We start from the raw sequence: 25,486 nt of genomic DNA, 5'->3' as shown, positions 1-25,486 counted from the left end.
CGCAAACGCGCCGAAGGCAAGAAACACACTCAAGCCGTCCTCGCCCTGGCCCGCCGCCGCGTGAACGTGCTCTGGGCACTGATCCGCGAGCACCGGACCTACCAGCCAGCGCCGCCCGCCGCAGCAGCCGCCTGAACCACCCATCGAACGTCAACTTCCAGGCTTGACAACTTCATTGGGAAGCAGTCCGTGGGCCGGGATCGGCGGGTGGCGGCTCTCAGCCCGGCGTCAGCTCGAGTCCGGTCGGGCACGCGACGCAACCACACTCCCCGGTCCCTGCGCACGCCAGCAGCACACGAGCGGTCCGGGAATCACGCTGCCCGTGAACCCCACCTTCGGCAACTGGAATCGATGGCAGCGGCGACCCACTCACCGACGTGATGTCTATCGTTCACGCGAGGAATGCCCGTTGGGTCAAGACGTTTCGGGGCAATCCATCCGGTGCGTCCCCGATACGGGGAATCCTTGCCCATGACAACGGTTTTCCAGCCGTCGGGACTGTCGTTGACCAGCGCGTGGCAGTGATCGCAGGCCAAGGTCAGGTTGGTCAGATCGGTGGGGCCGCCCTTGGCCCAGTCGGTGATGTGGTGCACCGCGCACATCGAGGCGGGTGCGTCGCATCCGGGTCGGGTGCAGCCCTTGTCGCGGGCGATCAACGCCAAACGCTGGGCGGGGGTGGCCAGGCGCTGGCAGCGACCCAGGTACAGCGGCAGCCCGTCGGCGTCGAGGACCGCCAGCACCGGGCGGGTACCCTCGGCCATCTTCAACGCCTCGTTGATCGAGACGTGGCCGCCGGAGGCGGTGGTCGCGACCCCGGCCCCATGCTCGAGATCCGCGACGGACATGGTCAGGATGGCCTGCACCGGCAGACCACGATGGGAGCCGATCTTGGCCGGGTCGACACCGGGCTGCAGCAACGCGAACAACGCGTCGTGGGTGCGCTGACCGGCATCACGACGGTCCCGACGCGCAGCAGCCTCCAACACCGTCGAGTCGACGACCTTGACCGTGGCGGCAACGCTGTCGGCGTCGTCGATGTTGCACATGCCCGGGCGCGCCAACTTGGCGAACACCGCATCCAGCAGGGCCCGCAGCTCGGGAGTGATCCAGCCCTCGATCCACGACATCCCGTCCACCCCGGGACGACCCAGGATCAGGCCACGGCGGCGACGGCGGTCGGTGTCGGAGACGACCTTGCCGTCGGGGTCGATGCGGGCGAGGATGTCGCGGCCGATCTTGGGCAGGTCATCAGGCCACCCGACCCGCGAGTGGCCGACCAGGATGCCCTCGGCATCCGCGCGCGTCTCGGCGGGAATGTCAGCAGGCAGGTGGTTCATGATATCGATGATGTTGCGGACATGATCACGCGAGATATCGCCTGCCTCATAGGCTTCGGCGGTCTTCTCCAACGTCGCCGGACGCAGGTGTCCGGTGGGTTCGAAGAATTCTCCGCACTGGCGGGTGATCTTCACCCGCACCGACGCGTCGTACCTCGACAACCCCAAGGTCTGACGCAGGAACGGCACCACATTCTTCGCTCCACTGCCTTCGGGCAGCGAGCGGTTGCAGGCCTCGATGATCAGGCGTGAATCCAGCGCCGACAGTTGACGTTTGCAGGTTTCCAACCGCTGCATCAACTCCACGACATCACTGTCGGAGAACGGGTTCAGGTTGCCGTGGAGGACGGAATTCGTCAGGGATTGCACGGCGGCTGCCAGGTCGGCGATGCCGCACGTGTCGAGTGTTACCCCCTTCGAATCCATGCGTCTATTTTACCTCTGCCACATGCCAATAATGCGTGAATTACCATGTGATATAAGGAAATTCAGACCGAGGACATTTCCACTAACCCAAGCAATTGCCCGGGCGACATGTCCGAAAACTCTCGAATATCCCGAGTCAAATGCGCTTGATCGGCGTATCCGACTAATACGGCGACCTCCGCGAGCCCCATCCCACCCCGCGCCAGCGCCAACGCCCGCTGCATCCTCAATACCCGGCCCAGAGTCTTCGGCCCATACCCGAAGGCCGCCAAGGAGAGTCGATGCAGCCGCCGTGGACCCGTCCCCAATTCTTCGGCCGTCGCCGACACCGACATCCCTGAGCCCAACGAGGTCACGATGAATCGCACCATCGGATCCGCGGCATCGGTCTCGCTCGCACGCCAGCGTGCGATGGTCTCGAGACCGACCGCCGGATTCGGCGCCTTGGCGATCAGCCCGGAGGCGCGGCGCAGGTCTGCCGGTGACCAGAGGTCGGCAAGATCAGCTCTGGCGTCGCGTAGTTCGTGCGCGGGCACCCCGAGGAGAGCCGGAGCCGTGCCAGGGAAGAAACGGATCCCCGTGATCCGGTCGGCGAATCCCACCGGCGGGCGGTAGGCGCGGGTGTCCGGGCCCGCCACCGAGAGTCGCCCGTCGATCCACAGCAGATCCATGCTGCCGTCCGGCAGCACGGGCAGATCCGTGTCCACGACACCCTCGCGAGTCCACACCACCGCGCGGCCAACCCCCGACGGTCGCTCCCGATAGCCCCGCGGCGGGTGGATTTCCATCACCACGCCCACTCCTCACCGCATCCCGACCCCGAGAAGCGCTGAAACACACCCCTGTTCAGCACTTCGTGCACACTTGCATCGTTTGCGTGTTTGCACTCGATGCAATATCGCACATTATGCAGTCGCGGGTTCCGCTGCATCGGAGACTTCGACCACGCGCTCGGACTGCCCCGGCTTCCAGGCCGTCACCTCCATGCGCCCGTCCACGATCTCGACCGACGACGCCCCCGTGATGTCGACGGCGTAGAACGGCTCGAACTTGCGGCCGCGCAGGTCGAACCCGCTCTCGGCGAACAGGTCCTCGGCCCAGCGCCGCTGCAGCTCGGGATCCTGGACATCGTGCACGGTGCCGAAGATCTTCACGTCCCCATCGCTGACCTGCGTGTCCACCGTTGCCGTGTGCAGGCAGAAGCGTGGGTCGCGGGCCAGATCCGCGAACTTCGTCGTCCCCGGCATGCCGACCAGCCATAGCTCGCCCTCGAAGATGCGCGGTTCGAGCGGGCTGATGCGCGGGAAGCCGTCCTTGCGGAGGGTGGCGAGCATGCACAGGTTGCCGGTGGCGGCGTGACGACGGGTGAAGATGGTCGAGATGCGGGGTGCGGCGGCGGCGAACTCGGCCCAGGAGGTCATGTTCGCGACCGTACTCCTGGGGACCGACACCTCCGCTCGTCGAAACTCTCTGATCTCTGTTTGAATGGCCAGATGTCGATCTCCCGCCGGATCGCCGTGCTCGCCGCGGCGCTCATCGGTTGCGTCAGCCCCGCCACGCTCCCGGCGAATGCCGTGGTCGGCGGCACCGAAGCCCAGGCCGGCGACTATCCCTGGCTCGCCGCAGTCGGCACCCCGCTGTTCTTCCCCCGCGCCTCCGGCCAGTTCTGCGGCGGCGCGCTCATCGCGCCCGACCAGGTGCTCACCTCCGCCCACTGTGTGGCGATCGCCCAGCTGCTGCCGCAGGCGCTGACGGTCACCTTCGATCGCAGCGACCTGACCTCGCACGACGGAACCACCGTGAGCGTCACCAATGTTCGCCTGCACCCCGATTTCCGCACCGACACGGTCAACGGCGTCGACGTCTATTACCACGACCTCGCCATCCTGACTCTCGGGACCCCGCAGCACCGGCCCAGCGTGCCGATCGCCGCGCCGCAGGGCGGCAGCGCGACCGTGCTCGGCTGGGGCGGGACCTCCGAAAACGACCTGTTCAACACCGTGCTCAGGCGCGCCACCGTCCCACTGGTCTCGGACGCCGACTGCGCCGCCGACTACCCCGGCGTCTTCGATGCCACCGAGATGGTGTGCGCCGGCTCGGCCGAGGCCGACACCGCCGAATTCGACAGTGGCGGACCGCTGCTCGTCGACGGCAAGCTGGCCGGCATCACCTCGTGGGCGCGCGGTACAGCCCTGGCCGGCTCTCCGACCGTCTACGCTCGGCTGCCCGCACCGTTCTGAGCCGTCAGACCTTCGACGCCGACTGGTCGAAGGTGAAGACGCCATTGGGGTCGTAGTGCTCCGCGATGCCGTGCAGACGAGACGCGTTGTCGCCGTAGTAGGCGCTGCCCCAATTCGATAGGTCGGGGTCGATGTAGTTGACGAATGCCGTGTTCCCGGTCAGGTCGCCGAGCCGATCCCGTACCTCGTTCACGGCGTTCCGGGTATCCGGTGTGGTGGCGCCGACATAGATCTGGGCGGTCGCGAGTGCGCCGCGATACGGAAAAGCCGTGTCCTTCGCGCCGATTCGTGAGGGAGCCCCGGAGAGACTGTCCAGCAGAATATCCATCCCTTCGCGGCCGGTGAGCAGTGCGGTCAACCGACTCGGGTCGGAAAGCGGTTTGGTCAGTACTCGCGAGGAGGCCGTGAACGACTCGCGACCCAATACTCCCCCGCCATTCCAATTCGGCCGGCACTGCTCCACCGAATAATTCGCGCACCCGCCGAAATACATCATTCCCGATAGGTAGTCCTTGGTCAGCGAATACCTGTTGGACGGTTGGGTCTTGGTGGCTGCCACCAGTTTGTCGAGGAGACCGTTCATCTCGCTCTCGGATCCGACATAGCAGCCATTGATCCGGCACGTCGGCGGGCTCCCCGCGGAAATGCCGAGGGTGGACCAGAATTCGTCGGGAGCCGACGCGGTGAAGGTCTGCCAGGCGCCCAACACATCGGTCAGCGATCCGGCCGGAAAGCGGACCTGGAAGACCGCCAGCTGCGGTGCCGCCACGGTCTGGAAGGTGAACGAGGTGACGATGCCGAAGTTGCCGCCACCGCCACCGCGCAGCGCCCAGAAGAGATCCGGTTCCGAGGTCGCCGAGGCGGTCCGCAGCGTGCCGTCCGCGGTGACCACCTGCGCCGAAACCAGGTTGTCGCATGTCAATCCGTACTTCCCGGCCAGCACACCGACCCCGCCGCCGAGCGTCAGCCCGGCGATCCCGACCGTCGGGCAGGACCCGGCCGGGAGGCAGCGGCCCGCCTGAGCCAGCGCGGAGTACACGTCCATCAGCCGCGTGCCCGCACCGATGACCGCGGTGCCGTCCGCTTTCACCTCGACCCCGCTCATCCCGCCCAGCTCCACGACCAGGCCGTTGTCTGGTGTCGAGTAGCCGCCGTAGCTGTGCCCGCCGCTGCGTGCTGCCACCGGGATCTTCGCGCTCGCGGCAGCATCTACGCAGGCCTGCACATCGGAAGCCGTGGCACACTGCGCGATTGCCGCGGGCTGGCGGGTGTCGAACGCGGGGTTGTAGGCCAGTTTCGCCGTCGCATAACCGGAGTCGGACGGCAGATTCAGTGTCCTGCTCAAGCGCTGCCGTAGCGCGACCCAATCCACCTGTCCAGCAGGCGGTTGCGCGGCAGGCACCTCCGGCACGCAGCCGGTCGCCGACCCGAGCGCGGCCAGGCTCGCGCCGAGTCCGGCCGCCCGCAACAGATTTCGCCGATTGATCGCCATGACGGCGCCCCTCCCCCGAGGGTGTGCCCGGCCCGCCGGGCACACACGAACCATTCAACGGTCGGTTATCGCGACCGTGAACCTTCGTGTTTCACCCGAGCATGCCCTCGGCGAGCCGCGCCCAGTCGGCGAGAACCTGCTTGCGCCGCAGGCGATCCCGTCCCACCATCTCGTCGAGGGTCGCGCCGCGCACCAGGTTGATGGTGAGCCAGAACGCGGCCTCGAGGCGTTCGCGCGGCGCGTCGATGAAACGCCCGCAGGCGTCGAGCAGTTCGATCGTCAGGTCGTGCTGCACGCGCAGCATGTTCCGGCGCAGGTCCTTGTCGTTGGCGATGCCGACATACAACTCCACCGCGGCCTTGCCCAGCTTCCCCGCGAACGGCGCGGTCACCAGCTCGACCAGCACCTCCCCCGCCGGCACCGCCCGCGACAGCGTCCGCTCCCGCCGCTGCAGCGCCTCCCCCTGCCGCTGCGTCAGATGCTCGATGGTCTGGGCGAACAATTCCTGCCGGGTGTGGAAGTGATGCAGCTGCGCGCCCCGTGTCACCCCGGCCCGGGCGGTGATATCGGCGATGGACGCGCTCGCGTACCCGACCTCGGCCAGGCTCTCGATGGCCGCATCCAGCAGCAGCGCTCGGGTGCGGAGGCTCTTCTCCTGATGCTTGTTCGGGGGCAGACCGGATACCACCTGGTCAGTCTAGCCGCCTGGCAAAATTGCGTGCTCCCTTGCACGCAATTGGGTGTCGGTCGTAATGTGACCAGCATGCCCGTCGATCGCCTGCTGCCCACACCCGAAGCCCGCGACCTCATCGAGCTCACCCGCGATATCGCGGACAAGGTGCTCGAGCCCCAGGTCGTGGAGTACGAGAAGCAGGAGCGCTACCCTGCCGAGGCGTTCCGCGCGCTCGGCGCCGCGGGGCTGCTGAGCCTGCCGTATCCGGAGGAGTTCGGCGGGGCCGGGCAACCGTACGAGGTGTATCTGCAGGTGCTCGAGGAGCTCGGCGCGCGCTGGGCGGCGGTCGCGGTGGCGGTGAGCGTGCACAGCCTGTCGTGCCATCCATTGTTCGCCTACGGCACCGAGGAGCAGAAGCAGCGCTGGCTGCCGGAGATGCTGTCCGGCAATCTGATCGGCGCCTACAGCCTGTCCGAGTCGCATGCCGGATCCGACGCTGCCGCCCTGCGCTGCCGGGCCGTCGAGGCCGAAGGCGGCTACCGGATCACCGGCACCAAGGCGTGGATCACCAACGGCGGCAAGGCCGACTACTACACCTTGTTCGCCCGCACCGGCGAGGGCTCACGCGGCATCTCGTGCTTCCTGGTCCCCGCCGGCACCGAGGGCCTGTCGTTCGGCAAGCCCGAGGAGAAGATGGGCCTGCGCGCGGTCCCGACCACCACCGCCGCCTACGACAACGTCTTCCTCCCGGCCGAGCGGCTCATCGGCGAACCGGGACAGGGCCTTCCGATCGCCTTCAGCGCCCTGGACTCCGGCCGCCTCGGCATCGCCGCCGTCGCCACCGGCATCGCCCAGCGTGCCCTCGACGACGCCGTCGCCTACGCCAAGGAGCGAGAAGCCTTCGGCCGCCCCATCATCGACCACCAGGGCCTCGGCTTCGTCCTGGCCGACATGGCCGCCGCCGTCGACTCCGCCCGCGCCACCTACCTCGACGCCGCCCGCCGCCGCGACGCCGGCCTCCCCTATTCCCGCCAGGCCAGCGTCGCCAAGCTCACCGCCACCGACGCCGCCATGAAGGTCACCACCGACGCCGTCCAGGTCTTCGGCGGCTACGGCTACACCCAGGACTTCCCCGTCGAGCGCTACATGCGCGAGGCCAAGATCACCCAGATCTTCGAGGGCACCAACCAGATCCAGCGCCTGGTCATCGCCCGGAGCCTCGCGAGCAGCTGAGGCTCGAAACGGTGCGGCGCTAGCCCCAGGAGCCGGTCGGCACCTGGGAACCGGGCGCCGCGCCGGTGATATTCCACGAACTCATGACGTCACCGCCCGCGCCCGCGAACGCCGCCAGAGTCGCGATCTTACGTGGCCTCATTACATTCCCCCTCGACCGATCGGATCGCCTCGACGGTAGGCCCCGAATCGGTCGCGCCACAACGTGTTTACCTCCCCACGGCCAACATTCGGCCATACCTTCGACGGAGGTGGCGTCCCAGCGCCCGATGAGCTCCTCGAAGCCCTATGCTGAGCTCAGGCCACCGAGGAGGTGTCATGGGACGGATCGTCTCCGCCCTGATCGGCGTCGTGCTGTGCGTCGTCGGAGTGATCTGGATCGTGCAGGGTGCCGGTTCCCTGCACGGATCGCCCATGACCGGGCACTCCGAATGGAGTTACCTCGGTGGCGTTCTCGTCGTGGTGGGCGCGGGCCTGCTGCTCTGGACCGGGTACCGGACGCTGCGTCGCTGACCGGCGTCCGGGACAGGCGAAATCCCCGGGTCGACCCCGGGGTTCACTGTGCCCGACTCACGCGGTAACCGTTGCGTCCCAGTCGATGACGAAACGGTGCACCGGGCCGAACATCTTCTCCGGCTTGAGGAAGGTGCGGGTCGCGATAGGCATCATCAGACCGAACAGGGCCTTGGCGACCGGGCCGGAGGTCTTGCCGTTGTTGGTCTTGGCGGCATTGTCGGAGATGTCCTCGACGCGGGGGCGGCGCAGACCCTCGTAGGCCGCGAAAGCCGCTGCGGGGTCGGGGATGTCACGCAGGCAGCGGGCCAGCTCGACGGCCGACTCGATGGCCAGCGACGCACCCTGGCCCGAGCTGGAGGACGGGGCGTGCACGGCGTCGCCGACCAGGACCACACGACCGCGGAACCAGTTGGGCACGTGGGGCATCCGCTCCATCGGGCCGGTGACGATCATGTCCCCGACACCGGCCTCGGCGAACAGCCGCTCGCCGGGAGTGTCGCCGATGTGCGCGGCGCGCAGCTTCGCCAGCCAGTCTTCGGCGGGCACGGCCTTCGCCTCGGCAAGAGTCATGGGCTGTTCCTGCGGGAAGTTGCTGAAGAAGACATACTTGCCGTTCGGCTGACGCCAGTAACCGTAGAAGGCACGCTTGCCGAATGCGAAGTGCATCGCCTCGATATCGCCCTCGCCGCCGTCGGAAAGCTTTCCGTCCGGGGTGAATTCGCCGAAGCCGAAGCTCATCAGGCCGGTGTACTCCGGACCGGGGGCCTGCGGGTCGATCAGGGTGCGCACGGTGGAGTGGATGCCGTCCGCGCCGATCAGGATGTCCCCGGTGGCCGTGGTGCCGTCCTCGAACTGCGCGATCACGCCCGTCTCGGTCTCCTCGAGATCGACCAGCCGCTTACCGTGCTCGATGGTGATGCCGTTGGCGACCGCGTGGTCGTGCAGCACCCGGAACAGGTCCGCGCGCAGGATGGTGCAGCTCGGCGGCAGGCCGGGCAGCGCGTCGACCTGCATGAGCGTGCGGCCCGTGCCGGTCTCCATCACCATGCTGTGCAGCGGGTGCCCCGCGGCCTCGACGAGCTTGTCCGCGCCGATGACCCCCAGCGCCGCAAGGCCGTTCGGCGCTACGGTGAGCATCGCGCCGGTGTCGGCCGCGGCCGGGTACGCCTCGTACACCGTCGCCTCGATGCCGGCCTTCTGCAGCGCCAGCGCGGTCACCGGGCCCGCGATGCCGCCGCCGATGATCAGTGCCTTCTTGATGCCGTTCATGACTGTTGCCTTCCCCGATTCCTTCGATCACCCTCGCGACCGCTGTAGCAATAGTATCCATGAAACTAGTTTCTACGCAACTAGTTCGTGGAACAAAAAAAGGGCCTCACCGGGGACACACCCCGATGAGGCCCACTCGGATCTACGCCGTGGCCTGCCGTTTCGGCAGCTTCCAGCCCGGCCGCGGGAAGTGGCAGGTGTAGCCGTTCGGGAATCGCTCCAGGTAGTCCTGGTGTTCCGGCTCGGCCTCCCAGAACGTGCTCGCCGGGGTCACCTCGGTGACCACCTTGCCCGGCCACAGGCCGGAGGCGTCGACGTCGGCGATGGTGTCCTCGGCGACCCGCTTCTGCTCGTCGTCCAGGTAGAAGATGGCAGAGCGGTAGCTCGTCCCGATGTCATTGCCCTGCCGATCCTTGGTGCTCGGATCGTGGATCTGGAAGAAGAACTCCAGCAGCGCACGGTAATCCGTCTGCGCGGGGTCGTAGACGATCTCCACCGCCTCCGCGTGCCCGGGGTGATTGCGGTAGTTCGGGTTGTCGTTGCGACCGCCCGTGTAACCCACCCGGGTCGACAGCACACCCGGCTGCTTCCGGATGAGATCCTGCATGCCCCAGAAGCATCCGCCGGCCAGAATGGCCTTCCGCGTATCGGTCACGCTTCCTCCTTCGTGAACAGAGACTTGTACTGCCCGTAGCCTTCGGCCTCGAGCTGGTCGAGGTGGATGAACCGCAGCGACGCCGAGTTGATGCAGTAGCGCAGCCCGCCCGCATCGCGCGGCCCATCGGTGAACACATGACCCAGATGGCTGTCGCCGTGCGACGAGCGCACCTCGGTCCGGATCATGAAGTGGCTCCGATCCCGCTTCTCGACCACATTGGCGTTGTCGATCGGCTTGGTGAAACTCGGCCACCCCGATCCGCTCTCGAACTTGTCCGTCGACGCGAACAACGGCTCACCGGACACCACATCCACATAGATACCAGGCTCGTGGTTGTCCCAGTACTCGCCCGTGAACGCCCGCTCGGTCCCGTTCTCCTGCGTGACGTGATACTGCTCAGGCGACAGCGCGGCCACAGCCGCCGGATTCCGGTTGTACTCCCGTGCCACATGACCTCCTTGATCGGCCTCAGCTACAACCCACCCTGCCCGCTGGAAAGTCCACCCTCAACCCCGCGTCATACTTCTGTCACCATTGGCCGCCGGGCATACTCACCAGCGTGAGCGCGCCCGGGAACGAGACCGACGACGATCAGGTGCCCGCGTGGGCGCGGCGAACAGCAGGGGAATCGCGGTGGGCGGCGACCGCGGCGATCGTCGGGATCCTGGTCGTGCAGTACTATCTGCCCGCGCAATTCATTGCGGGGCCGCGCTGGGTCGTTCCGGGCATCGGGCTGCTGTTGCTGATCGTCCTGATGATCGGCAACCCCGTCCGCCTGGACCGGGACGAGATTCGCCTGCGCCGCTTCAGCCTGCTGCTGATGGCGCTGCTCGGATTCGCCATGGTGTGGTCGGTGGCGCACCTGGTACAGGGCCTGATCGATGGGACGGTCAGCGACAACGCGGCCGGCCTACTGACCTCCGGCGGCGCGGTGTGGCTGACCAATGTGCTCGTATTCGCGCTCTGGTACTGGGATTTCGACCGCGGCGGGCCCGCCGCCCGCGCCCACGCCCGCAAGCCCTATCCCGATTTCCTCTGGGTGCAGATGCAGAATCCGGATCTCACGGATCCCGAGTGGGAACCGCAATTTCCGGATTACCTCTACCTGTCCTTCACCAACGCCACCGCGTTCAGCCCGACCGACGTGATGCCCATGTCCCGCTGGGCGAAAACCCTGATGATGATCCAATCGGCGATCTCACTGATCACGGTGAGCCTGGTCATCGCCCGCGCGGTCAATGTCCTGAAGTAGTGCCGAACCTGTTGTGTCAGCGGTTGAACCACATGTCGGCGACGAGCATGATCACCGCGACACCGACGAAGGCGGCGGCGAAGCCGATGGACTGGCCGATGGTGCCGACGATGCCGGCGGCGAGGAACAGCGTCAGGACCGGCGCCCAGACGAACATGTCCGGCGGGCCGAAGGTGCGCTGCTTGCGGGCGGCGGCGGCGCTCGAGGCGGGCTGACGGCGTTGCGGGGTTCCGCGTCCGGGTGTAGTCACCTGGGCGAGACTACAATTCGGCGGCCGCCGGTGCCACCGCGGGGCGGCGCGGCGGGAGGGCACAGCAGCCGACGACGCAGGGCGCGCCGTTGACGGTGCAGCCCAGGGCGGTGATCTCGCTCAGGCGGGCCGGAGCGGCAGCGGTGCGGTACTCGTCCACCAGGTCGGCGACCAGCTGCGCATAGCGCGGGTCCGGGCCGGGTGTGGCGGCGCGGGCGAAGGCCATGCCCAGTTCGGCGGCCCGCTCCTTCGCCTCGTTGTCCAGGTCCCAGATGACCTCGAGGTGGTCGGAGACGAAGCCGACCGGGCACACCACGACCGCGTCCACGCCGCGCTCGGCGAGGGCGTCGAGGTGGTCCACGATGTCGGGATCCAGCCACGGGATCTGCGGCGGGCCGGAACGTGACTGCCACACCAGGTCGTAGTCGTCGAATCCGGTTGCGGCAGCGCACAATCGGGCCGCCTCAGCGACCTGACGGCTGTAGAGGTGCTGCTCGGACGGCGGGCCGGAGGCGACATCGGCGGAGACCGGCACCGAATGGGCGGTGAAGACCAGGCGGGCGGACTCGCGTTTGTCGCCCGGCAATTCCGTGATGGCCGCGCGGATCGAGTCCGCGAAGGCTCCGATGAACAGCGGATGGTCGAAATACTGGCGCAGCTTCACCAATTCGGGCGCGTCGGCGACCGCGCCCCGGGCGCGCACGATGTCCTCGTGGTACTGCAGGCAGCCGGAGTACCCGCCCCACGCCGAGGTCGGGAACACCAGCGCGGACCGGACACCGTCCGCGCGCATGCGCTCGACGGTCTCCTCGACCATCGGATGCCAGTTGCGGTTGCCGAAGTACACCGGCAGATCGATACCGCGCGTGGCGAATTCGGCCTCGATGGCCTTGATGATGTCCAGGTTCAGGGCATTGATCGGCGATACGCCGCCGAAGTGCAGGTAGTGCTGCGCGACTTCGGCGAGGCGCTCCGGCGGCACGCCCCGGCCCCGAGTGACGTTCTCCAGGAACGGCATCACGTCCTCGGGGCGCTCGGGACCGCCGAAGGACAGCAGTAGCAGGGCGTCCACTTCACGAGCCGTGGGCTCCGCAGCCACTGCTCTCCTCCTTACCCTCGAGTCTCTACCGGTTCAGTTGGCGCCGAAGCCGTCCGCCGGGAACCAGGTGTTGTGGCTGGCGCCGCCGTCGACGTAGATGATCGAACCGGTGGTGCCCGGCAGCCAATCCGACAGCAGGGTCACCACGGACTTGGCGACGACCGTCGGGTCGTCGACATCCCAGCCGATCGGGGACGCGCCGTCCCAGTAGGTGTTGAGCATGTTCAGCTGCTTGGCGTCATCGGTGGCGGTGCCCGCGATGGCCTTGGCGGCGAGGGTCTTGATCGGGCCCGCGGCGATCAGGTTGGAGCGAACCTTCTTGGCCTCGCCCACCTCTCGCGCCACGTACCGGTTCACCGACTCGAGCGCGGCCTTGGCCACACCCATCCAGTTGTAGTACGGCATCGCGGTGCGCGGATCGAAGTCCATGCCCACGATGGAGCCGCCCTCGTTCATGACCGGCAGCACGGCGCGGGCCAGCGAGGCGTAGGACCACGCCGAGATCTCGAACGCCTTGGCGGCGTCGGCGCCGGGGCCGTCGAGGAACGGCAGCGCCTCCGGGCCCATCAGGGTGCGCGGCGCGAACGCGATCGAGTGCAGCACACCGTCGACGCCCTCGGGCGCCAGCTCGCGGACCTTGTCGGCAAGCTCGGCCAGGTTCTCCTCATTGGTCACGTCCAGGCCGATGGCCGGGGGGACCTCCTGCGGCAGGCGCTTGGCGATGCGGTCGATGAGCCGCAGGCGCTCCGGGATACCGGTGATGATCACCTTCGCGCCCTGCTCCTGCGCGACCGCGGCCGCGTGGAAGGCGATGGACGAGTCGGTGATGATGCCGGTGATGAGGACGGTTTTGCCGTCGAGCAATCCAGCCATGGGGTGGTCGGTTCTCCTCGTTTGGAAAGTGCTGGGGTTGAGGGTTCGGGTCGGGCCTGAGCACACTGTGTCGTGCACAGTGAAAAGCTCAGTGGCCCATACCCATACCGCCGTCGACGGGGATGATCGCGCCGGAGATGTAGGAGGCGTCGTCCGAGGCCAGGAAGCTGATCACGCCCGCGACGTCCTCGGCCTGACCGATCCGGCCCGCGGGGATGAAATCGAGCGCGGTCTTGCGCATCTCCGGGGTCATCTCGTCACGGGTCATGTCGGTGTCGATCAGGCCGGGCGCGACCACATTCGCGGTGATGTTGCGCTTGCCGACCTCACGGGTGATGGCGCGCGCCATGCCGACCAGACCGGATTTGGCCGCCGCGTAGCTGACCTGCGCCGGCGCGCCGATCTGACCGACCACCGAGCCGAGGAAGATGACACGGCCGAAGCGGTTCTTGAGCATATTGCGGTTGGCGCGCTGGGCGACTCGCCACGCACCGGTCAGGTTGGCATCGATGACCTTCGAGAACGACTCCTCGCTCATGCGCATGAACAAGACGTTGTCCACGATGCCCGCATTGGCGACGACGACCTCGACCGGACCCTGGTGCGCCTCCACCTCGGAGAACGCGCGATCGACCGATTCGGCATCGGTCACATCGCATTTCACGCCGAAAAGCCCCTCGGGCACGCCGGACCCACGATGAGTCACGGCGACCTTGTGTCCGTCGGCGAGCAGGCGCTGGGCGACCGCGAGACCGATGCCGCGGTTACCGCCGGTCACCAGTACCGACCGGGATGTGATGTTCGACATAAGGGCAAACCTATCTGTTCGTGTTCGGGACTCGGCGCGCGGTACCGATTTACGGCAGACGCTGACGATAGAGCAGGGCGGTGAGCACGCCACCGGCGGTCACCAGCAGGCCGAGCAACAGCCACGGACGGCTGGCGTCGCCCATGGTGGTCTCGTAGCCGATCTGCTCTTCCAAATGGGCATAGACGTTCTTGAGTTCCTCCAGCGTGGAGGCGGTGAAGAACTCGCCGCCGGACAACTTCGCGATCTCGCGCAGCGAATCGTCGTCCACCGGCACCCGCACCCGCTGCGAACCCTTGCCGTCCTGATCCGGAATCTCGACGGTGCCCCAGGTGGTGCCGAACGAAATCGTCGACACCGGAATGCCTTTCTCCTTCGCCAGCCGCGCGGCGGTGAAGCCGTGGCGAGGGTTCTCGACGTCCTTGTCGTCCGGAACGGTCTGTTTACCGTCGGACATCATGACGATCTGGGCCGGCGGCGGCTTCTCCGCGCCGCCCAGCACCGACGCCAGTGTGTCGATCGACTGCATGGCGGTGAGAATGCCCTCGCCGGTGGCGGTCCGCTCGGCCAGCTTCATATTGTCGATGGCCGCTTTGACCGCTTCCCGATTGGTCGTCGGCGACACCTGCACCGACGCGGTACCGGCGAAGGTGACCAGACCCAGGTTGATACCGGGCGTCAGATTGTCCGCGAACTCCTTGGCGGCCTTCTTGGCCACCTGAATTCGGCTGGGCGGCACGTCGGTCGCCTCCATGGACAGCGACACGTCGATCACCAGGATGACCGTGGCCCGGTTGCGCGGCACCTTCTTGGCCGCGGTCGGACCGGCGGCGGCGAAGGTCAGGAAGATCAGGCCCACCAGGGTGAGCGCCACCGGGATGTGCCGCCACGGCTTGGGCTGCGAGGGTGCGACCTTCTCCAGCAGATCCATATTGGCGAAGCGCAGCATGTGCTTTCGCCGCCGCTGCTGGATCAGGATGTAGATCAGCGCGATCGCGGCCAGCACGGCCAGGAATCCCAGCCAGTACTGCGCCGTGAAATGCGAAAGGCTCAAAGTGACATTGCCAATGCTCACTGTCGCGGCACCCGCCCGGCAGTCGGGGCGCCGAAGGTGTGGCGCCGGGTCGACACGAATCTGACCACGTCCGCGATCCAGTCGCGATCGGTGCGCAGGGTCATCACCGGCGCACCGCAGCTGCGCAGCGCCTGCTCGACCTGGTCGCGATGACGCTGCGCGGCGCGCGCGAAATCGGTACGGAGCGTGGGGGTCACACTGAATTCCCGGGTCCGGCCCGACTCCGGGTCGTGCAGGACCACATCGCCGACGTCCGGCAACTCCAGATCGCGCGGGTCGAGCACCTCGACGCCGAGCAGGTCGTGGCGGCCGGAGATGGCGCGCAGCGAACGCTGCCAGTCGATGTCCCCGAGGAAATCGGAGACGACCACGGCCAGACCGCGTTTGCGCTGCGGGCGGCGCAGGGCCTCGATGGCCCCGCGCAGATCACCGCGCACCCCGTCGGGAGCGTGCGGGGTGGTCGCGATCTTGCGCAGCATCGCCTGCTCGTGCACGCGGCCGCTGCGGGCCGGAATACGGATCAGCTGCTGGCCATTGGCCACCACCGCGCCGATCCGGTTGCCGCCGCCACTGGTCAGATGCGTGACCGCGGCCGCCGCGGCGACCACCAGATCCCGCTTCTCGCACAGCGCGGTACCGAAATCGACACTGGCCGACAGGTCGATGACCAGCCAGGTCTCGAGTTCGCGGTCGGCGATCATCTGCCGCACGTGCGGATGGGTGGTGCGGGCGGTGACCGACCAATCCATCTGCCGCACATCGTCGCCCGGCTGATACATGCGGGCGTCGCCGGGTTCGGAGCCGGGGCCGGGGATCAGGCCCAGGTGGTCACCGTGCAGCACGCCGTCCAGGCGGCGGCGCACGGTGAGTTCGAGCGTCTTCAACGCCGCCGACAACCGCGGGTCGGTCAGCTGCCCCTGCCGGAACGAGGGCGGGGCGTGCGTGGAGCCGCTGGGAGGTGAGATCGTCACGGGCGCAATCGATTCCGAGACCGGCCTCACTTCGGCTGGGGCTGACCGGGAACTCCGGACACCTGACCGTTGGGGGGCTGCGGAATACCCTGCTGCGGCGGCTGCGGAATGCCCTGGGCGGGCACGCCGGGCTGCTGCGGGGCGCCACCGTGCGGGACCATCACCGGCTGCTGCGCCGGGGCGGGCATCGGCGCTCCGCCTCCCCGCGCTTCGGCGGGCGCGGGGCCGCCGGCCGGGGCATTGGCCTGGGCGGCGACCTGCGGCAGGCCGACGGTCTGCAGCACGCGCTTGATCACGTCGTCGGGGCTGACCTCGTCGGCGAGCGCGTCGTAGGACAGCACCAGGCGGTGGCGCAGCACGTCCGGGATCACCTCGACGACATCTTGCGGGACCACGTAGTCGCGGCCGCGGATCAGCGCGACCGCGCGGGCCGCGGCGATGATGCCGAGCGAGGCGCGCGGCGAGGCGCCGTAGGAGATCCAGCCCGCCACGTCCTGCATGCCGAAGTCGGCGGGCTTGCGGGTCGCCGCGATCACGCGGACCACGTAGTCGACCAGCGCGTGGTGGACGAACGTATTGGCGGCCACGCTCTGCAGCCGGACCAGTTCCTCCGGATCGAGCACCCGCTTGGCCTCCGGCGGGGTGACACCCATCCGGTAGATGATCTCGCGCTCCTCCTCGACGGAGGGGTAGTCCACGACGACCTTGAACAGGAAGCGGTCGCGCTGCGCCTCGGGCAGCGGGTACACGCCCTCCGACTCGATCGGGTTCTGGGTCGCCATGACCAGGAACGGATTCGGCATCGGATAGGTCTTGCCGCCGATGGACACGTGCCGCTCGGCCATCACCTCGAGCAGTGCGGACTGCACCTTGGCGGGCGCGCGGTTGATCTCGTCGGCGAGCACGAAGTTGGCGACCACCGGGCCCAGCTCGGTGTCGAACTCCTCGCGGCCCTGCCGGTAGATGCGGGTACCCACGAGGTCGGTGGGCACCAGGTCCGGGGTGAACTGCACGCGCGAGAAGCTGCCGCCCACCACCTTCGCGAAGGTCTCGACGGCCAGGGTCTTGGCGATACCCGGCACGCCCTCCAGCAGCACGTGCCCCTTGGCGAGGACACCGACCAACAGCCGCTCGACCAGCCGATCCTGACCGACGATCACGCGCTTGACTTCGTAGATCGCCTTTTCCAGGGTCTGGACATCGCGCTCGAGGGTGTTCGGAGGCGAGGGCGGTGCATCCTTCACCGTGCTTACCCCGCTCACACCGTCAGTCGAAGTCACCAACATCCCCGCTTTCGCCTTGGTCCTGTGCGTTCCGCCCCAACTATTCCAGGTATCTCGCGCAATTGCCGCACCCGGATCCGATCGCGGCGCGAATTTCGGTCGTGAAATGTGGCTTTCGGCTATTTCCTGGCCGTGGTGGCGTGGTCGAGGACCAGTTCGACGGCGTCGGCGACAGGGGTGTGACCGTCGGTCAGTTCGATGATGACGCGGTTGAGGGCGGGACGGTGCAGGGCGACGTCGATGAAGGCGGCGACGTCGTCGCGGTGGACGTCGCCGTATTCGATCGCAAGTCCGGCTGTGACCATGCCTTTTCCGGGTTCGTTGCGCAGTGTGCCGGGACGCACGATGAGCCAGTCGAGGTCGGTGGCGACGAGGTAGGCGTCGGCCATCTTCTTCACGCGCATGTAGTGCTCGAAGGCGGGTGTTGTGTTGAGATCGCGACCCGCGTCGGGGAACACGGACACCAGAACGAAACGGGCAACACCGGCAAATCGGGCGGCATCGGCCGACTTTTCCAGCCCCCTGCCATCGATCAGCGAGGTCTGGTCCATCCCGGTGCCGTGCGCGCCCGCGGAGAAGACGATGGCGTCGTGGCCGTGGAATTTGGCGGCGAGTTCGTCCACCGAATCGATGACCAGGTCGCCGGCCACCGGAGTCGCGCCGGTCGCGGCGATCACCGCCGCCTGGTCCGGGTTGCGGTGCATACCGGTGACCTCGTCACCGCGCGCGGTCAGCAGCGTCGACAGACGGCGTCCGATGCCGCCGGCCGCTCCGATCTGGAATACCTTCATCGGTGACTCCTCTCGTAGGCGGGCACACTCCCAGCTTTCCATCGAACCGGCGGAAGGATTCGATCGGTACCAGAAAGTTTCCGGACCTCCGATGCGCCGGGCGAAGATGCGTCTAATCTTGCGAATGTCTCTGCCGCCGACCGCTTCTGCGCCGGTAGCGTTGTCGGTATCGGTCGACGGTGTCCGGTGATACGGGATGTGGTGTGACGTGTGGGATTTCGAGGTTTCGCCCAGGCAATCCATCGGCGAGACGGTGCTGGAAGAACTCCGGGAGCGGGCGGCCGCCGACGGGGTCGCGCTACGGGTGGGAGTGGTTGTCGAACACAATGACGCGGTGCTGATGCTCGAGCACGAGGAGCACGTCGAGGGACGCAGTCCGCTACACCTGCCCGGGACGGTGGTCCGCCCGGGCGAGTCGCTGGCCGGCGCGGTGGTGCGGGCGGTGCGGGAGGAGACCGGGCTCGCGGTGGTCGACGTCGTGCGCCACCTCGGCAGCTTCGACTACCTCTCGAGTGCCGGAAAGCCGGTCCGCAGAGAACATTTCGCGGCATCGGTGGCGAGTGCCGGGCCGGTGCGGGTCACGAACTACGCCGAGTACCGGTGGGTCCCGCTCAGTGGTGAACTGCCGGTCACCCCGTCGATCCGCCGTATTCTCATGACGTACCAGGAGTAGCCACTCGCCGCTGCGGAGGACCACATGCTCGAGATCGACACTCGTCCGGTGGTCCTCGACCAATTCACGGTCGACGAGACCGGCCGAGCGGGGCAGCGTCCCCGCGGCGTGGTCTATCCGGTCACCGCCGAGGACGTGGTGACCGTGGTCGACTGGGCCCGCGAGCACCGCACGCCATTGATCGCGCGCGGGGCCGGGACCAGCCTGGAAGGCCATCTCCTGGCCCGAGGTGACGAGCTGATCCTGGACTTCACCCAGGCCGACAAGATCCTCGACATCTCCCCCGGCGATTTCACCGCCACCGTGCAGCCCGGCGTCAGCCGGACCCGGCTCAACGCGGCGGCCGCCGAATTCGGGCTGCAGTTCACGGTGGATCCCGGTGCCGACGCGTCACTGGGCGGGATGGCGGCCACCAATGCCAGCGGCACCACCACTGTCCGTTACGGCGGCATGCGGGCCAATGTGCTCGCGTTGCAGGCGGTGTTCGCCGACGGCACCGTCACCCGGATCGGGCGCGCGGTGCGCAAATCCTCGAGCGGATACGACCTGAAGGACCTGCTCATCGGGTCGGCGGGCACGCTCGGGATCATCACCGAGCTGACCGTGAAGCTGCATCCGATTCCGGAATGGATTCACTCGCTGCGCATTTCGTTCCCGACGGTGGCCGATGCCGTGGACACCGCGGTCGAGATGCTGGGCGCGGCGCTGCCGGTGAGCCGGCTGGAATTGGTGGATGCGCCGAGCATGGCGGCCATCAACGCGTTCCGCGGTACCGCGTACGCCGAAACGCCCGCCCTGTTCGTCGATATCGAATCCGAGTCGTCCGCGGCGGTGGCCGCCAATGAGCAGGAGATCGGGCGGATCGCCGCCGCGCACGATGCGATCGAGGTGGCGACCGCGCGCACGCACGGGGATCGGCACGCGCTCTGGGAGGATCGGCACAATCTCTACTTCGCGGTCAAGGCGAGCAATCCCGGCTGCCGATTCATGATCACCGATACCGCCGTGCCCTATTCGCGGATCGCGGGGGCCGTGGAGACCGCCACCCGGCTGGGGGCCGAACTCGGGCTGAACATCACCGTCGCCGGGCATATCGGAGACGGGAACGTCCACACCATCGTTCCCTACACCGAGGCCGAATACCACGCGGCGCAGCAGTTCTCGGATCTGGTGGTGCGGCATGCGCTCGAGGTCGGCGGCACCGCCACCGGTGAGCACGGGATCGGGCTGGCCAAGAAGAAGTATCTGCGGGAAGAGCACGGGGCCGCGGTGGACCTGATGGCTGCGGTGAAGCGGGCGCTCGACCCGCTGGGACTGCTCAACCCCGGCAAGGTGCTCGACGTCAACCCGGGAAATCCGCTTCCCAACGGGTCCTGACGGCGGTCTCGCGCGCGTGCTCGAGATACGGCATGGCATGCGCCGCAACATGATCGCGTAGGCGTGCCACGGCGGGCGTCGGGCGGTGATTGCCGGAGACCAGGCCGATGCTGCGCTCCCGATCCCCGGTCAGGGGCACACGCGTGAGGCCCGGGTGCGGGGTCTCCGGGGCCGGGAGCACCGCGATGCCGAGGTTCTGGGCGACCAGGGCGCGCAGGGTTTCGAACTCGGTGATCTCGAAGCCGACATTCGGGGCGAATCCGGCCTCGGCGCACCAGGAGTCGACGAGCCGGCGCAGGTGGTAGGTCGGCGGATTGGCGATGAACGGCTCGTCGGCGAGTTCGGCGAGATCGACCAGCCCCCGGGTCGCGAGCGGGTGGGCGTTCGCGACGTAGAGGTGCAGCCGCTGGAACCCGAGGATGATCGCGGGCAGGTCATCGGGCGCGGGGATGGTGACGGCCAGATCGAGGCGACCCTCGCGGACCATCTCGGCCAGGGCGGTGCCGTGCGCCTGCACCAGGCTCAGGCGGATGCGGGGTGCGCCCGCGTGGAAGTCGGCCAGCAGTGACGGGATGCTGACCGGGCCCAGGGTGAAGGGGAAGCCGAAGCGGACCAGGCCGCTCTCCGGATCGGCGTCGCTGCGGACCACGTCGACCGCGTCGCCGAGGGCCTGGACCAGTCCACGGGTGCGGTCGAACAGCTCCTGGCCCGCGGCGGTGAGCGCGACCCGGCGACCGACCGGTTGGAACAACTTCACCCCGACGGCCTGCTCGACCGCTTTCAACCGGCGGCTCAGCGACGACTGCGGCACGCCGAGCCGCTGCGCCGCGCGCGTGATGTGCCCTTCGGCCGCAGCCGCGTCGAATGCCGCGAGCAGCGGAATCAGGGCCTCGACCTGGGCAGACGCCAATCCATCCATATTCGGATCATAATCGCTCGAAATGAACATTGGACGGATGAATGGGCGCGGCGTGACGATTACCGGTACCAGCAACCGAGGAGGTCAGTCAGATGGACACGCACGCCGGCAGCACCGAATCCCACACGGACACAGCGGTTCTCGATGTCGTACTGATCGGGGGCGGCATCATGTCCGCCACCCTCGGCGCGATGATCGCGGCGCTGCAACCGGATTGGTCGATGGTCCTGCTGGAACGGCTCGATCGGGTCGCGGCGGAGAGCTCGGATCCGTGGAACAACGCGGGCACGGGACACTCGGGGTTCTGCGAACTCAACTACATGCCGGATGCGGGCGATCCGAGCAAATCGGCCGAAATCGCGTCCATGTTCGCATTGTCGCGGCAGCTCTGGGCTGGCCTCGCGGATCGGGGCATGCTGCCGGATACGACATTCGTCACCGCGACGCCGCACATGGATGTGGTGTTCGGCGAGCAGGACGTGACGTACCTGCGCCGGCGTTTCGAGACGCTCCGGGCACTGCCCGCGTTCTCGGCGATGGAGTACAGCGAGGATCCGGCGGTGATCGCGCGGTGGGCTCCCCTGCTCATGGACGGACGTGAACCGGGTGAGCCGGTGGCGGCCACCCGGTACGAGGGCGGCACCGATGTCGATTTCGGAGCGCTCACCGCATCCCTGGTGGCGGCCATGACCGGTGCGGGCGGTCGGCTGCGCACCGGACACGAGGTCACCGGGCTGCGGCGCGGTGACGACGGCATCTGGACGGTGACCGGACGCGATCGGAACAGCAGGCAGCGCTTCACCCTCCGCGCGCGCTTCGTCTTCGTCGGGGCGGGCGGCTACGCCCTCAAGCTGCTCCAGAAGGCCCGGATTCCCGAGGTCCGCGGTTACGGGGTGTTCCCGGTCGGCGCGCAGTTCCTGCGCACCGACAACCCCGACGTCGTGGCCCGGCACGAGGCGAAGGTCTACAGCCAGGCGCTGGTCGGCGCTCCCCCGATGTCCGTGCCGCACTTGGACAAACGCATCGTCGACGGCGAATCGTCGCTGCTGTTCGGCCCCTACGCCACGTTCAGTACGAGGCTGCTCAAGCACGGCAGGCTCAGCGATCTGTTCACCACCCTGCGGGTCTCGAATATCGTGGCGCTGGTGGCCGCGGGCCTCCAGAACCTGCCGCTGGTGCGCTATCTGATTCGCGAACTGCTCTCGACACGCCGCCGCAAATTCGCACAGCTGCAACGGTTCTACCCCGAGGCCGACCCCGCGGACTGGTACCTGGTGCAGGCCGGTCAGCGCGCCCAGCTGGTCAAACCCGACCAGAACCGCCTCGGCGTGCTGACCATGGGCACCGAGCTGGTCACCGGTGCGGACGGCACCATCGCCGGACTGCTGGGCGCGTCGCCCGGTGCCTCGACCGCGCCCGCCATCATGGCCGATCTGTTGAACCGGTGCTTCCCGCAGCAGCATTCACAGTGGAAATCGACACTGCGGGAACTCATGCCGGGCTATGCCGACGGCTCGAACTCCCAGAGCGCGGGTGCGCTGCCCGACGTCCCGGTCGCGATCGGGAAGTAGCTGTGATGATCGGCGGGATCGACGACCACGATGTGCGCGCCGGTCGCGAGATGCCCGGCCCCGGCCGGTTTCGGATGTCCGTCCCGCCGATCGAAGACGCTCACCCACCCGCTCTCACTGGCCACGTACACCCGTTGCGGACCCGGGTCGTACGCAAGGACATCGGGCGTCTCCCCCACGCTGTTGTGGTCGGTCACTGCATGTTTCGCGAGATCCACCGTGATGAGCGTCGCGTTGCCCTCGCATCCGACGTACATGATCTGCGTGCTTGCATCAAGTGCCTGACCATGCGGCCCCGAACATCCGGGCGTGGGGATGCGATCGGTGACGGTCAGCGAATCCGGTGCGATGACGGCGAGCTCGCCGCGGCCCTGCACCGCGACCACCATCCGATCGACCGCGGCGTCGTAGACGACATTGCCCACCTCCCCGCCCAGCGCGACAGTGCCGCGGACGGTTCCGCCGTCCGCGTCGACGACGCTCTCACTGCCCGCCCGCTCGTTGGTGGTCCACACCGCGTTCCGCACCGGGTCGTAGGCCAGTCCGTCGGGATAGGCGCCGGTCGGGGCGGTGAACAGCACCGCCCCGCTGTCCTCGTCCAGTGCCACGACCTGATCGCGGCCTGTCACGGTGGCGTACAGGCGATGCTTCCCGGGGACGACCAGCACACCGTGCACATCGGGCGCGTCGGGGATAGTCCGAACCACGGTGTGTGCCCGGACATCGACCTCGACGATCTCACCGGCCCCCATGTGCGCCAGGAACATCAGCCCACGGGCGGAATCCAGGCTCGCATAGTCGAATCGACCGGAGCCCCCGGTCAAGGCGACCTCCGCGACCTTGCGCAGCGGCAGCTGCCCGCCGGTCGTGGCCGGTCCCTGGGCAGCGGAGCAGGCCGCCACCATGGCCCCGGCCAGCGCCCACCCCACCTGTCTCGACCACATCCGGCTCACCTCATGGGACTCGGCAGACGTCGCGGAACAGCGCGGCGGCCGCGTCGGCGGCGGGCTCGATCAGACGGGGATCGTCGTAGAAGTCGATCTGGCCGACCGAGTTCAGCCACAGCTCCGATTTCGGGGATGCCACCGCAGCATAGAACTTGCGGGCCCAGGGCGGGACCAACGCGTGCTCGGAGTGCACGAGCAGGAAGGGAACCGTCAGTCGCGTGGCGGCCTCCTGGGCGTCGAAACCGGCCGTGTGCTCGAAGGATTCGACCGCGAAACCATTCGTATAGTTGGGGACCGCACCGCGCGGGGTGCCGTAGTACTCGAACGCCTCCCGCAGCGGCATGGCGACATCGCCGTTGTCGGCCGCCACGGCCGGGATGGTCTCGACCTCACCGGTGGCCAGCCGGCGTTCCCGGGCCTGGCGTCCCCGCTCGACCACCGCCGGATCCGCCGGGTTGGCAGCCACATCCGGGTAGACCCCGGCGACACCAGCGAACGCCCGGATGCGCGGATCATCGGCGACGGCCCGCGCCATGTACCCGCCGCCGGCGCACACGCCCAGAGCCACCACCGTCTTGCCCGCGAACCGCTCATCGTCCTGCAACGCCGACACCGCCGCGGCGATATCGGCGGCCTTGCCCAGCGGATCCTCCAATTGCCTTGGTACACCCTCGCTCTCACCGAACGTGCGGTGATCGAGGGCCAGCGCCGCGAACCCGCGCCGCGCCAGCGCCTCCGCGTACACGCCCGCCGCCTGCTCCTTGACGGAGGTCAACGGCCCGGTCGTGACCACGACCCCCGTCGGCGTTCCCTCCGGCAGGTACAGCGTGCCCACCAGCCGATCCCCGTCCCGGGTCACCGTGAACGGAACTGTGCTGACTGTCATTTCGTGCCCTCGTCCTCGAATTCTTCGCATTACGGTGAGTGAGACGGTAGGCGCGGTCCCCGGCCACCGATAGAAGGCACTTCGCGGTGCCCTTCCGAATGGAGGCGACATGGCAGCGGTCATCCCGGACGTGCTCGAGGAATCCTGCACGACCCGGCAGGCCCTCGAACGCCTCGCCGCGAAATGGCGCATCCTGCTGATCTACGCGCTACTCGACGGACCGCAACGCCCCGCCGCGCTGCGCCGCCGCCTGCCCGGCATCACCCAGAAGGTCCTCACCGAAACGCTGCGCGGCATGGAGTCCGACGGCCTGGTAGAACGCCACGTCTACAAGGAGACCGCCCCACAGCACATCGAGTACTCGCTCACCGAGCTCGGCAAGTCCCTCGAAACTCCCTTGGCCGCCATCTGTGCCTGGGCCACCGAACACCCCTGAGCGACAAGCCGATCCCGCGCCCCGGTGCTGGCGGCACCACACAATTTCTTCCGCTGACCTGAGCACTCGCGCCAATGCCGAGGCCCCCGCGCCGCAGCCAAGGCGCCGACCGAGGTCGCCCCGCCACTCCTCGTCGACGACGGCGGGCACGACTGGCACACCTGGCGAGCGATGTACCCGAAAACGTTCGGCTGGCTCGACACCCACCTCCACCACCCCCGACCACCGTCGTCGACCACGCTCCCCGTCGGCGCTCCCGACGCAGTCGCCGCGACGCGGCCCCGCCGCTCGATGCCCGGGCCAGCGATGAACTTGCGCGCCGCTAGCTCAGTGGAATCCCAGGGTCAGGTCGCGGCGCAGCACCTTGCCGGTGGCATTGCGCGGCAGGGGTTCCGCGGTGACCAGCCAGCGCGCGGGCACCTTGAAATAGG

The 25,486-nt window shown here is 67.9% G+C and carries 28 protein-coding genes and 1 pseudogene; 9 read left to right on the top strand and 20 right to left on the bottom strand.

The window, feature by feature from the left end:
* Positions 1-135, top strand: a pseudogene (locus tag ACWEKS_RS44660) (IS110 family transposase); the annotation flags it as partial.
* A gap of 176 nt (positions 136-311) precedes the next feature.
* On the opposite strand, the gene ACWEKS_RS44655 reads toward ACWEKS_RS44660, so the two are convergent.
* From ACWEKS_RS44655 to ACWEKS_RS44645, 3 genes are all read right to left on the bottom strand, one after another.
* Complete coding sequence (locus tag ACWEKS_RS44655) at positions 312-1,763, bottom strand: DUF222 domain-containing protein (protein WP_452345751.1); 1,452 nt, start codon at positions 1,761-1,763, stop codon at positions 312-314.
* 62 nt (positions 1,764-1,825) lie between these two features.
* On the bottom strand, positions 1,826-2,551 hold the full coding sequence (locus tag ACWEKS_RS44650) for a helix-turn-helix domain-containing protein (protein ID WP_452345754.1): 726 nt from the start codon (positions 2,549-2,551) through the stop codon (positions 1,826-1,828).
* A 117-nt stretch (positions 2,552-2,668) separates the two neighbouring features.
* Positions 2,669-3,184 (bottom strand): pyridoxamine 5'-phosphate oxidase family protein, encoded by a 516-nt coding sequence (locus ACWEKS_RS44645; RefSeq protein ID WP_452345750.1) that lies wholly within the window; start codon positions 3,182-3,184, stop codon positions 2,669-2,671.
* A gap of 72 nt (positions 3,185-3,256) precedes the next feature.
* Between ACWEKS_RS44645 and ACWEKS_RS44640 the strand changes: the two genes are divergently transcribed.
* Positions 3,257-4,003 carry a S1 family peptidase gene (locus tag ACWEKS_RS44640; protein WP_452345749.1) on the top strand — a complete coding sequence of 249 codons (747 nt, stop codon included), beginning with the start codon at positions 3,257-3,259 and terminating at the stop codon, positions 4,001-4,003.
* 4 nt (positions 4,004-4,007) lie between these two features.
* Here the strand turns inward: ACWEKS_RS44640 and ACWEKS_RS44635 are convergent, their stop codons facing one another.
* Together ACWEKS_RS44635 and ACWEKS_RS44630 are read right to left on the bottom strand one after the other, a co-directional pair.
* Complete coding sequence (locus ACWEKS_RS44635) at positions 4,008-5,495, bottom strand: FAD-binding oxidoreductase (RefSeq protein ID WP_452345748.1); 1,488 nt, start codon at positions 5,493-5,495, stop codon at positions 4,008-4,010.
* 91 nt (positions 5,496-5,586) lie between these two features.
* On the bottom strand, positions 5,587-6,183 hold the full coding sequence (locus tag ACWEKS_RS44630; RefSeq protein ID WP_452345747.1) for a TetR family transcriptional regulator: 597 nt from the start codon (positions 6,181-6,183) through the stop codon (positions 5,587-5,589).
* A 75-nt stretch (positions 6,184-6,258) separates the two neighbouring features.
* Between ACWEKS_RS44630 and ACWEKS_RS44625 the strand changes: the two genes are divergently transcribed.
* Positions 6,259-7,401, top strand: a complete 1,143-nt coding sequence (locus ACWEKS_RS44625) for an acyl-CoA dehydrogenase family protein (RefSeq protein WP_354849318.1) — start codon at positions 6,259-6,261, stop codon at positions 7,399-7,401.
* A gap of 19 nt (positions 7,402-7,420) precedes the next feature.
* On the opposite strand, the gene ACWEKS_RS44620 is transcribed toward ACWEKS_RS44625, so the two are convergent.
* Complete coding sequence (locus tag ACWEKS_RS44620; RefSeq protein WP_452345746.1) at positions 7,421-7,543, bottom strand: hypothetical protein; 123 nt, start codon at positions 7,541-7,543, stop codon at positions 7,421-7,423.
* Between the two features lie 176 nt (positions 7,544-7,719).
* Between ACWEKS_RS44620 and ACWEKS_RS44615 the strand changes: the two genes are divergently transcribed.
* On the top strand, positions 7,720-7,914 hold the full coding sequence (locus ACWEKS_RS44615; protein ID WP_452345745.1) for a hypothetical protein: 195 nt from the start codon (positions 7,720-7,722) through the stop codon (positions 7,912-7,914).
* Between the two features lie 57 nt (positions 7,915-7,971).
* Here the strand turns inward: ACWEKS_RS44615 and ACWEKS_RS44610 are convergent, their stop codons facing one another.
* The 3 genes from ACWEKS_RS44610 to msrB form a co-directional block, all read right to left on the bottom strand.
* Positions 7,972-9,186: an FAD-dependent monooxygenase gene (locus tag ACWEKS_RS44610; protein ID WP_452345744.1), complete on the bottom strand. Its 1,215-nt coding sequence runs from the start codon at positions 9,184-9,186 to the stop codon at positions 7,972-7,974.
* Positions 9,187-9,328: 142 nt separating this feature from the next.
* Complete coding sequence (msrA, locus tag ACWEKS_RS44605; RefSeq protein WP_379388423.1) at positions 9,329-9,841, bottom strand: peptide-methionine (S)-S-oxide reductase MsrA; 513 nt, start codon at positions 9,839-9,841, stop codon at positions 9,329-9,331.
* Positions 9,838-10,293: a peptide-methionine (R)-S-oxide reductase MsrB gene (gene msrB, locus ACWEKS_RS44600; protein ID WP_452345743.1), complete on the bottom strand. Its 456-nt coding sequence runs from the start codon at positions 10,291-10,293 to the stop codon at positions 9,838-9,840. Before msrB ends, msrA begins: the two co-directional genes overlap by 4 nt.
* A gap of 110 nt (positions 10,294-10,403) precedes the next feature.
* Here msrB and ACWEKS_RS44595 point away from each other — a divergent pair, with 110 nt between their 5' ends.
* Positions 10,404-11,096 carry a hypothetical protein gene (locus ACWEKS_RS44595; RefSeq protein ID WP_452345742.1) on the top strand — a complete coding sequence of 231 codons (693 nt, stop codon included), beginning with the start codon at positions 10,404-10,406 and terminating at the stop codon, positions 11,094-11,096.
* Positions 11,097-11,112: 16 nt separating this feature from the next.
* On the opposite strand, the gene ACWEKS_RS44590 is transcribed toward ACWEKS_RS44595, so the two are convergent.
* The 8 genes from ACWEKS_RS44590 to ACWEKS_RS44555 all read right to left on the bottom strand — a co-directional run bounded on the left by ACWEKS_RS44590 (position 11,113) and on the right by ACWEKS_RS44555 (position 18,246).
* Entirely contained in the window at positions 11,113-11,346 is a 234-nt protein-coding gene (locus ACWEKS_RS44590) for a hypothetical protein (RefSeq protein WP_452345741.1), read from the bottom strand.
* Positions 11,347-11,356: 10 nt separating this feature from the next.
* Positions 11,357-12,364, bottom strand: a complete 1,008-nt coding sequence (locus tag ACWEKS_RS44585) for a ferrochelatase (protein ID WP_452345753.1) — start codon at positions 12,362-12,364, stop codon at positions 11,357-11,359.
* Positions 12,365-12,478: 114 nt separating this feature from the next.
* On the bottom strand, positions 12,479-13,318 hold the full coding sequence (inhA, locus tag ACWEKS_RS44580) for an NADH-dependent enoyl-ACP reductase InhA (protein ID WP_452345740.1): 840 nt from the start codon (positions 13,316-13,318) through the stop codon (positions 12,479-12,481).
* A gap of 88 nt (positions 13,319-13,406) precedes the next feature.
* Positions 13,407-14,126: a 3-oxoacyl-ACP reductase FabG1 gene (fabG1, locus tag ACWEKS_RS44575; RefSeq protein WP_364611676.1), complete on the bottom strand. Its 720-nt coding sequence runs from the start codon at positions 14,124-14,126 to the stop codon at positions 13,407-13,409.
* Between the two features lie 49 nt (positions 14,127-14,175).
* Positions 14,176-15,180, bottom strand: coding sequence for a VWA domain-containing protein (locus ACWEKS_RS44570; protein WP_452345752.1), 1,005 nt, complete (start codon positions 15,178-15,180; stop codon positions 14,176-14,178).
* 17 nt (positions 15,181-15,197) lie between these two features.
* Positions 15,198-16,172 (bottom strand): DUF58 domain-containing protein, encoded by a 975-nt coding sequence (locus tag ACWEKS_RS44565; RefSeq protein WP_354849346.1) that lies wholly within the window; start codon positions 16,170-16,172, stop codon positions 15,198-15,200.
* A gap of 26 nt (positions 16,173-16,198) precedes the next feature.
* Positions 16,199-17,458 (bottom strand): AAA family ATPase, encoded by a 1,260-nt coding sequence (locus ACWEKS_RS44560; protein WP_452345739.1) that lies wholly within the window; start codon positions 17,456-17,458, stop codon positions 16,199-16,201.
* Between the two features lie 116 nt (positions 17,459-17,574).
* Positions 17,575-18,246 carry an NAD(P)H-binding protein gene (locus ACWEKS_RS44555; RefSeq protein ID WP_452345738.1) on the bottom strand — a complete coding sequence of 224 codons (672 nt, stop codon included), beginning with the start codon at positions 18,244-18,246 and terminating at the stop codon, positions 17,575-17,577.
* 208 nt (positions 18,247-18,454) lie between these two features.
* Between ACWEKS_RS44555 and ACWEKS_RS44550 the strand changes: the two genes are divergently transcribed.
* Both ACWEKS_RS44550 and ACWEKS_RS44545 read left to right on the top strand, forming a co-directional pair.
* Positions 18,455-18,919: an NUDIX hydrolase gene (locus tag ACWEKS_RS44550; protein ID WP_452345737.1), complete on the top strand. Its 465-nt coding sequence runs from the start codon at positions 18,455-18,457 to the stop codon at positions 18,917-18,919.
* 24 nt (positions 18,920-18,943) lie between these two features.
* A complete protein-coding gene (locus tag ACWEKS_RS44545; protein ID WP_452345736.1) occupies positions 18,944-20,296 on the top strand; it encodes an FAD-binding oxidoreductase in 1,353 nt (450 codons plus the stop codon).
* Here ACWEKS_RS44545 and ACWEKS_RS44540 read toward each other — a convergent pair.
* Positions 20,262-21,215 carry a LysR family transcriptional regulator gene (locus tag ACWEKS_RS44540; RefSeq protein WP_452345735.1) on the bottom strand — a complete coding sequence of 318 codons (954 nt, stop codon included), beginning with the start codon at positions 21,213-21,215 and terminating at the stop codon, positions 20,262-20,264. The genes ACWEKS_RS44545 and ACWEKS_RS44540 overlap by 35 nt on opposite strands.
* A gap of 92 nt (positions 21,216-21,307) precedes the next feature.
* On the opposite strand from ACWEKS_RS44540, the gene mqo reads away from it, so the two are divergent.
* Positions 21,308-22,786: a malate dehydrogenase (quinone) gene (mqo, locus tag ACWEKS_RS44535; protein WP_452345734.1), complete on the top strand. Its 1,479-nt coding sequence runs from the start codon at positions 21,308-21,310 to the stop codon at positions 22,784-22,786.
* Here mqo and ACWEKS_RS44530 read toward each other — a convergent pair.
* Together ACWEKS_RS44530 and ACWEKS_RS44525 are read right to left on the bottom strand one after the other, a co-directional pair.
* On the bottom strand, positions 22,717-23,730 hold the full coding sequence (locus ACWEKS_RS44530) for a YncE family protein (protein ID WP_452345733.1): 1,014 nt from the start codon (positions 23,728-23,730) through the stop codon (positions 22,717-22,719). The genes mqo and ACWEKS_RS44530 overlap by 70 nt on opposite strands.
* Before the next feature lie 10 nt (positions 23,731-23,740).
* Positions 23,741-24,619, bottom strand: a complete 879-nt coding sequence (locus ACWEKS_RS44525) for an alpha/beta hydrolase (protein ID WP_452345732.1) — start codon at positions 24,617-24,619, stop codon at positions 23,741-23,743.
* Positions 24,620-24,728: 109 nt separating this feature from the next.
* Here ACWEKS_RS44525 and ACWEKS_RS44520 point away from each other — a divergent pair, with 109 nt between their 5' ends.
* Positions 24,729-25,055: a winged helix-turn-helix transcriptional regulator gene (locus ACWEKS_RS44520; RefSeq protein ID WP_354849369.1), complete on the top strand. Its 327-nt coding sequence runs from the start codon at positions 24,729-24,731 to the stop codon at positions 25,053-25,055.
* The last annotated feature ends 431 nt before the right edge of the window (positions 25,056-25,486 follow it).

It is taken from the genome of Nocardia sp. NPDC004711 (genome assembly GCF_053601595.1).
The sequence above is the reverse complement of the archived record's forward strand: the minus strand, read 5'-3'. Positions and strand labels throughout refer to the sequence as shown.

Coding starts and splice junctions, on each gene's coding strand:
- ACWEKS_RS44655 (WP_452345751.1), bottom strand. CDS start 1,763: ATGGATTCGAAGGGGGTAACACTCGACACGTGCGGCATCGCCGACCTG.
- ACWEKS_RS44650 (WP_452345754.1), bottom strand. CDS start 2,551: ATGGAAATCCACCCGCCGCGGGGCTATCGGGAGCGACCGTCGGGGGTT.
- ACWEKS_RS44645 (WP_452345750.1), bottom strand. CDS start 3,184: ATGACCTCCTGGGCCGAGTTCGCCGCCGCCGCACCCCGCATCTCGACC.
- ACWEKS_RS44640 (WP_452345749.1), top strand. CDS start 3,257: ATGTCGATCTCCCGCCGGATCGCCGTGCTCGCCGCGGCGCTCATCGGT.
- ACWEKS_RS44635 (WP_452345748.1), bottom strand. CDS start 5,495: ATGGCGATCAATCGGCGAAATCTGTTGCGGGCGGCCGGACTCGGCGCG.
- ACWEKS_RS44625 (WP_354849318.1), top strand. CDS start 6,259: ATGCCCGTCGATCGCCTGCTGCCCACACCCGAAGCCCGCGACCTCATC.
- ACWEKS_RS44620 (WP_452345746.1), bottom strand. CDS start 7,543: ATGAGGCCACGTAAGATCGCGACTCTGGCGGCGTTCGCGGGCGCGGGC.
- ACWEKS_RS44615 (WP_452345745.1), top strand. CDS start 7,720: ATGGGACGGATCGTCTCCGCCCTGATCGGCGTCGTGCTGTGCGTCGTC.
- ACWEKS_RS44610 (WP_452345744.1), bottom strand. CDS start 9,186: ATGAACGGCATCAAGAAGGCACTGATCATCGGCGGCGGCATCGCGGGC.
- ACWEKS_RS44585 (WP_452345753.1), bottom strand. CDS start 12,364: ATGCCGTTCCTGGAGAACGTCACTCGGGGCCGGGGCGTGCCGCCGGAG.
- inhA (WP_452345740.1), bottom strand. CDS start 13,318: ATGGCTGGATTGCTCGACGGCAAAACCGTCCTCATCACCGGCATCATC.
- fabG1 (WP_364611676.1), bottom strand. CDS start 14,126: ATGTCGAACATCACATCCCGGTCGGTACTGGTGACCGGCGGTAACCGC.
- ACWEKS_RS44560 (WP_452345739.1), bottom strand. CDS start 17,458: ATGTTGGTGACTTCGACTGACGGTGTGAGCGGGGTAAGCACGGTGAAG.
- ACWEKS_RS44555 (WP_452345738.1), bottom strand. CDS start 18,246: ATGAAGGTATTCCAGATCGGAGCGGCCGGCGGCATCGGACGCCGTCTG.
- ACWEKS_RS44545 (WP_452345736.1), top strand. CDS start 18,944: ATGCTCGAGATCGACACTCGTCCGGTGGTCCTCGACCAATTCACGGTC.
- ACWEKS_RS44540 (WP_452345735.1), bottom strand. CDS start 21,215: ATGGATGGATTGGCGTCTGCCCAGGTCGAGGCCCTGATTCCGCTGCTC.
- mqo (WP_452345734.1), top strand. CDS start 21,308: ATGGACACGCACGCCGGCAGCACCGAATCCCACACGGACACAGCGGTT.
- ACWEKS_RS44530 (WP_452345733.1), bottom strand. CDS start 23,730: ATGTGGTCGAGACAGGTGGGGTGGGCGCTGGCCGGGGCCATGGTGGCG.
- ACWEKS_RS44525 (WP_452345732.1), bottom strand. CDS start 24,619: ATGACAGTCAGCACAGTTCCGTTCACGGTGACCCGGGACGGGGATCGG.
- ACWEKS_RS44520 (WP_354849369.1), top strand. CDS start 24,729: ATGGCAGCGGTCATCCCGGACGTGCTCGAGGAATCCTGCACGACCCGG.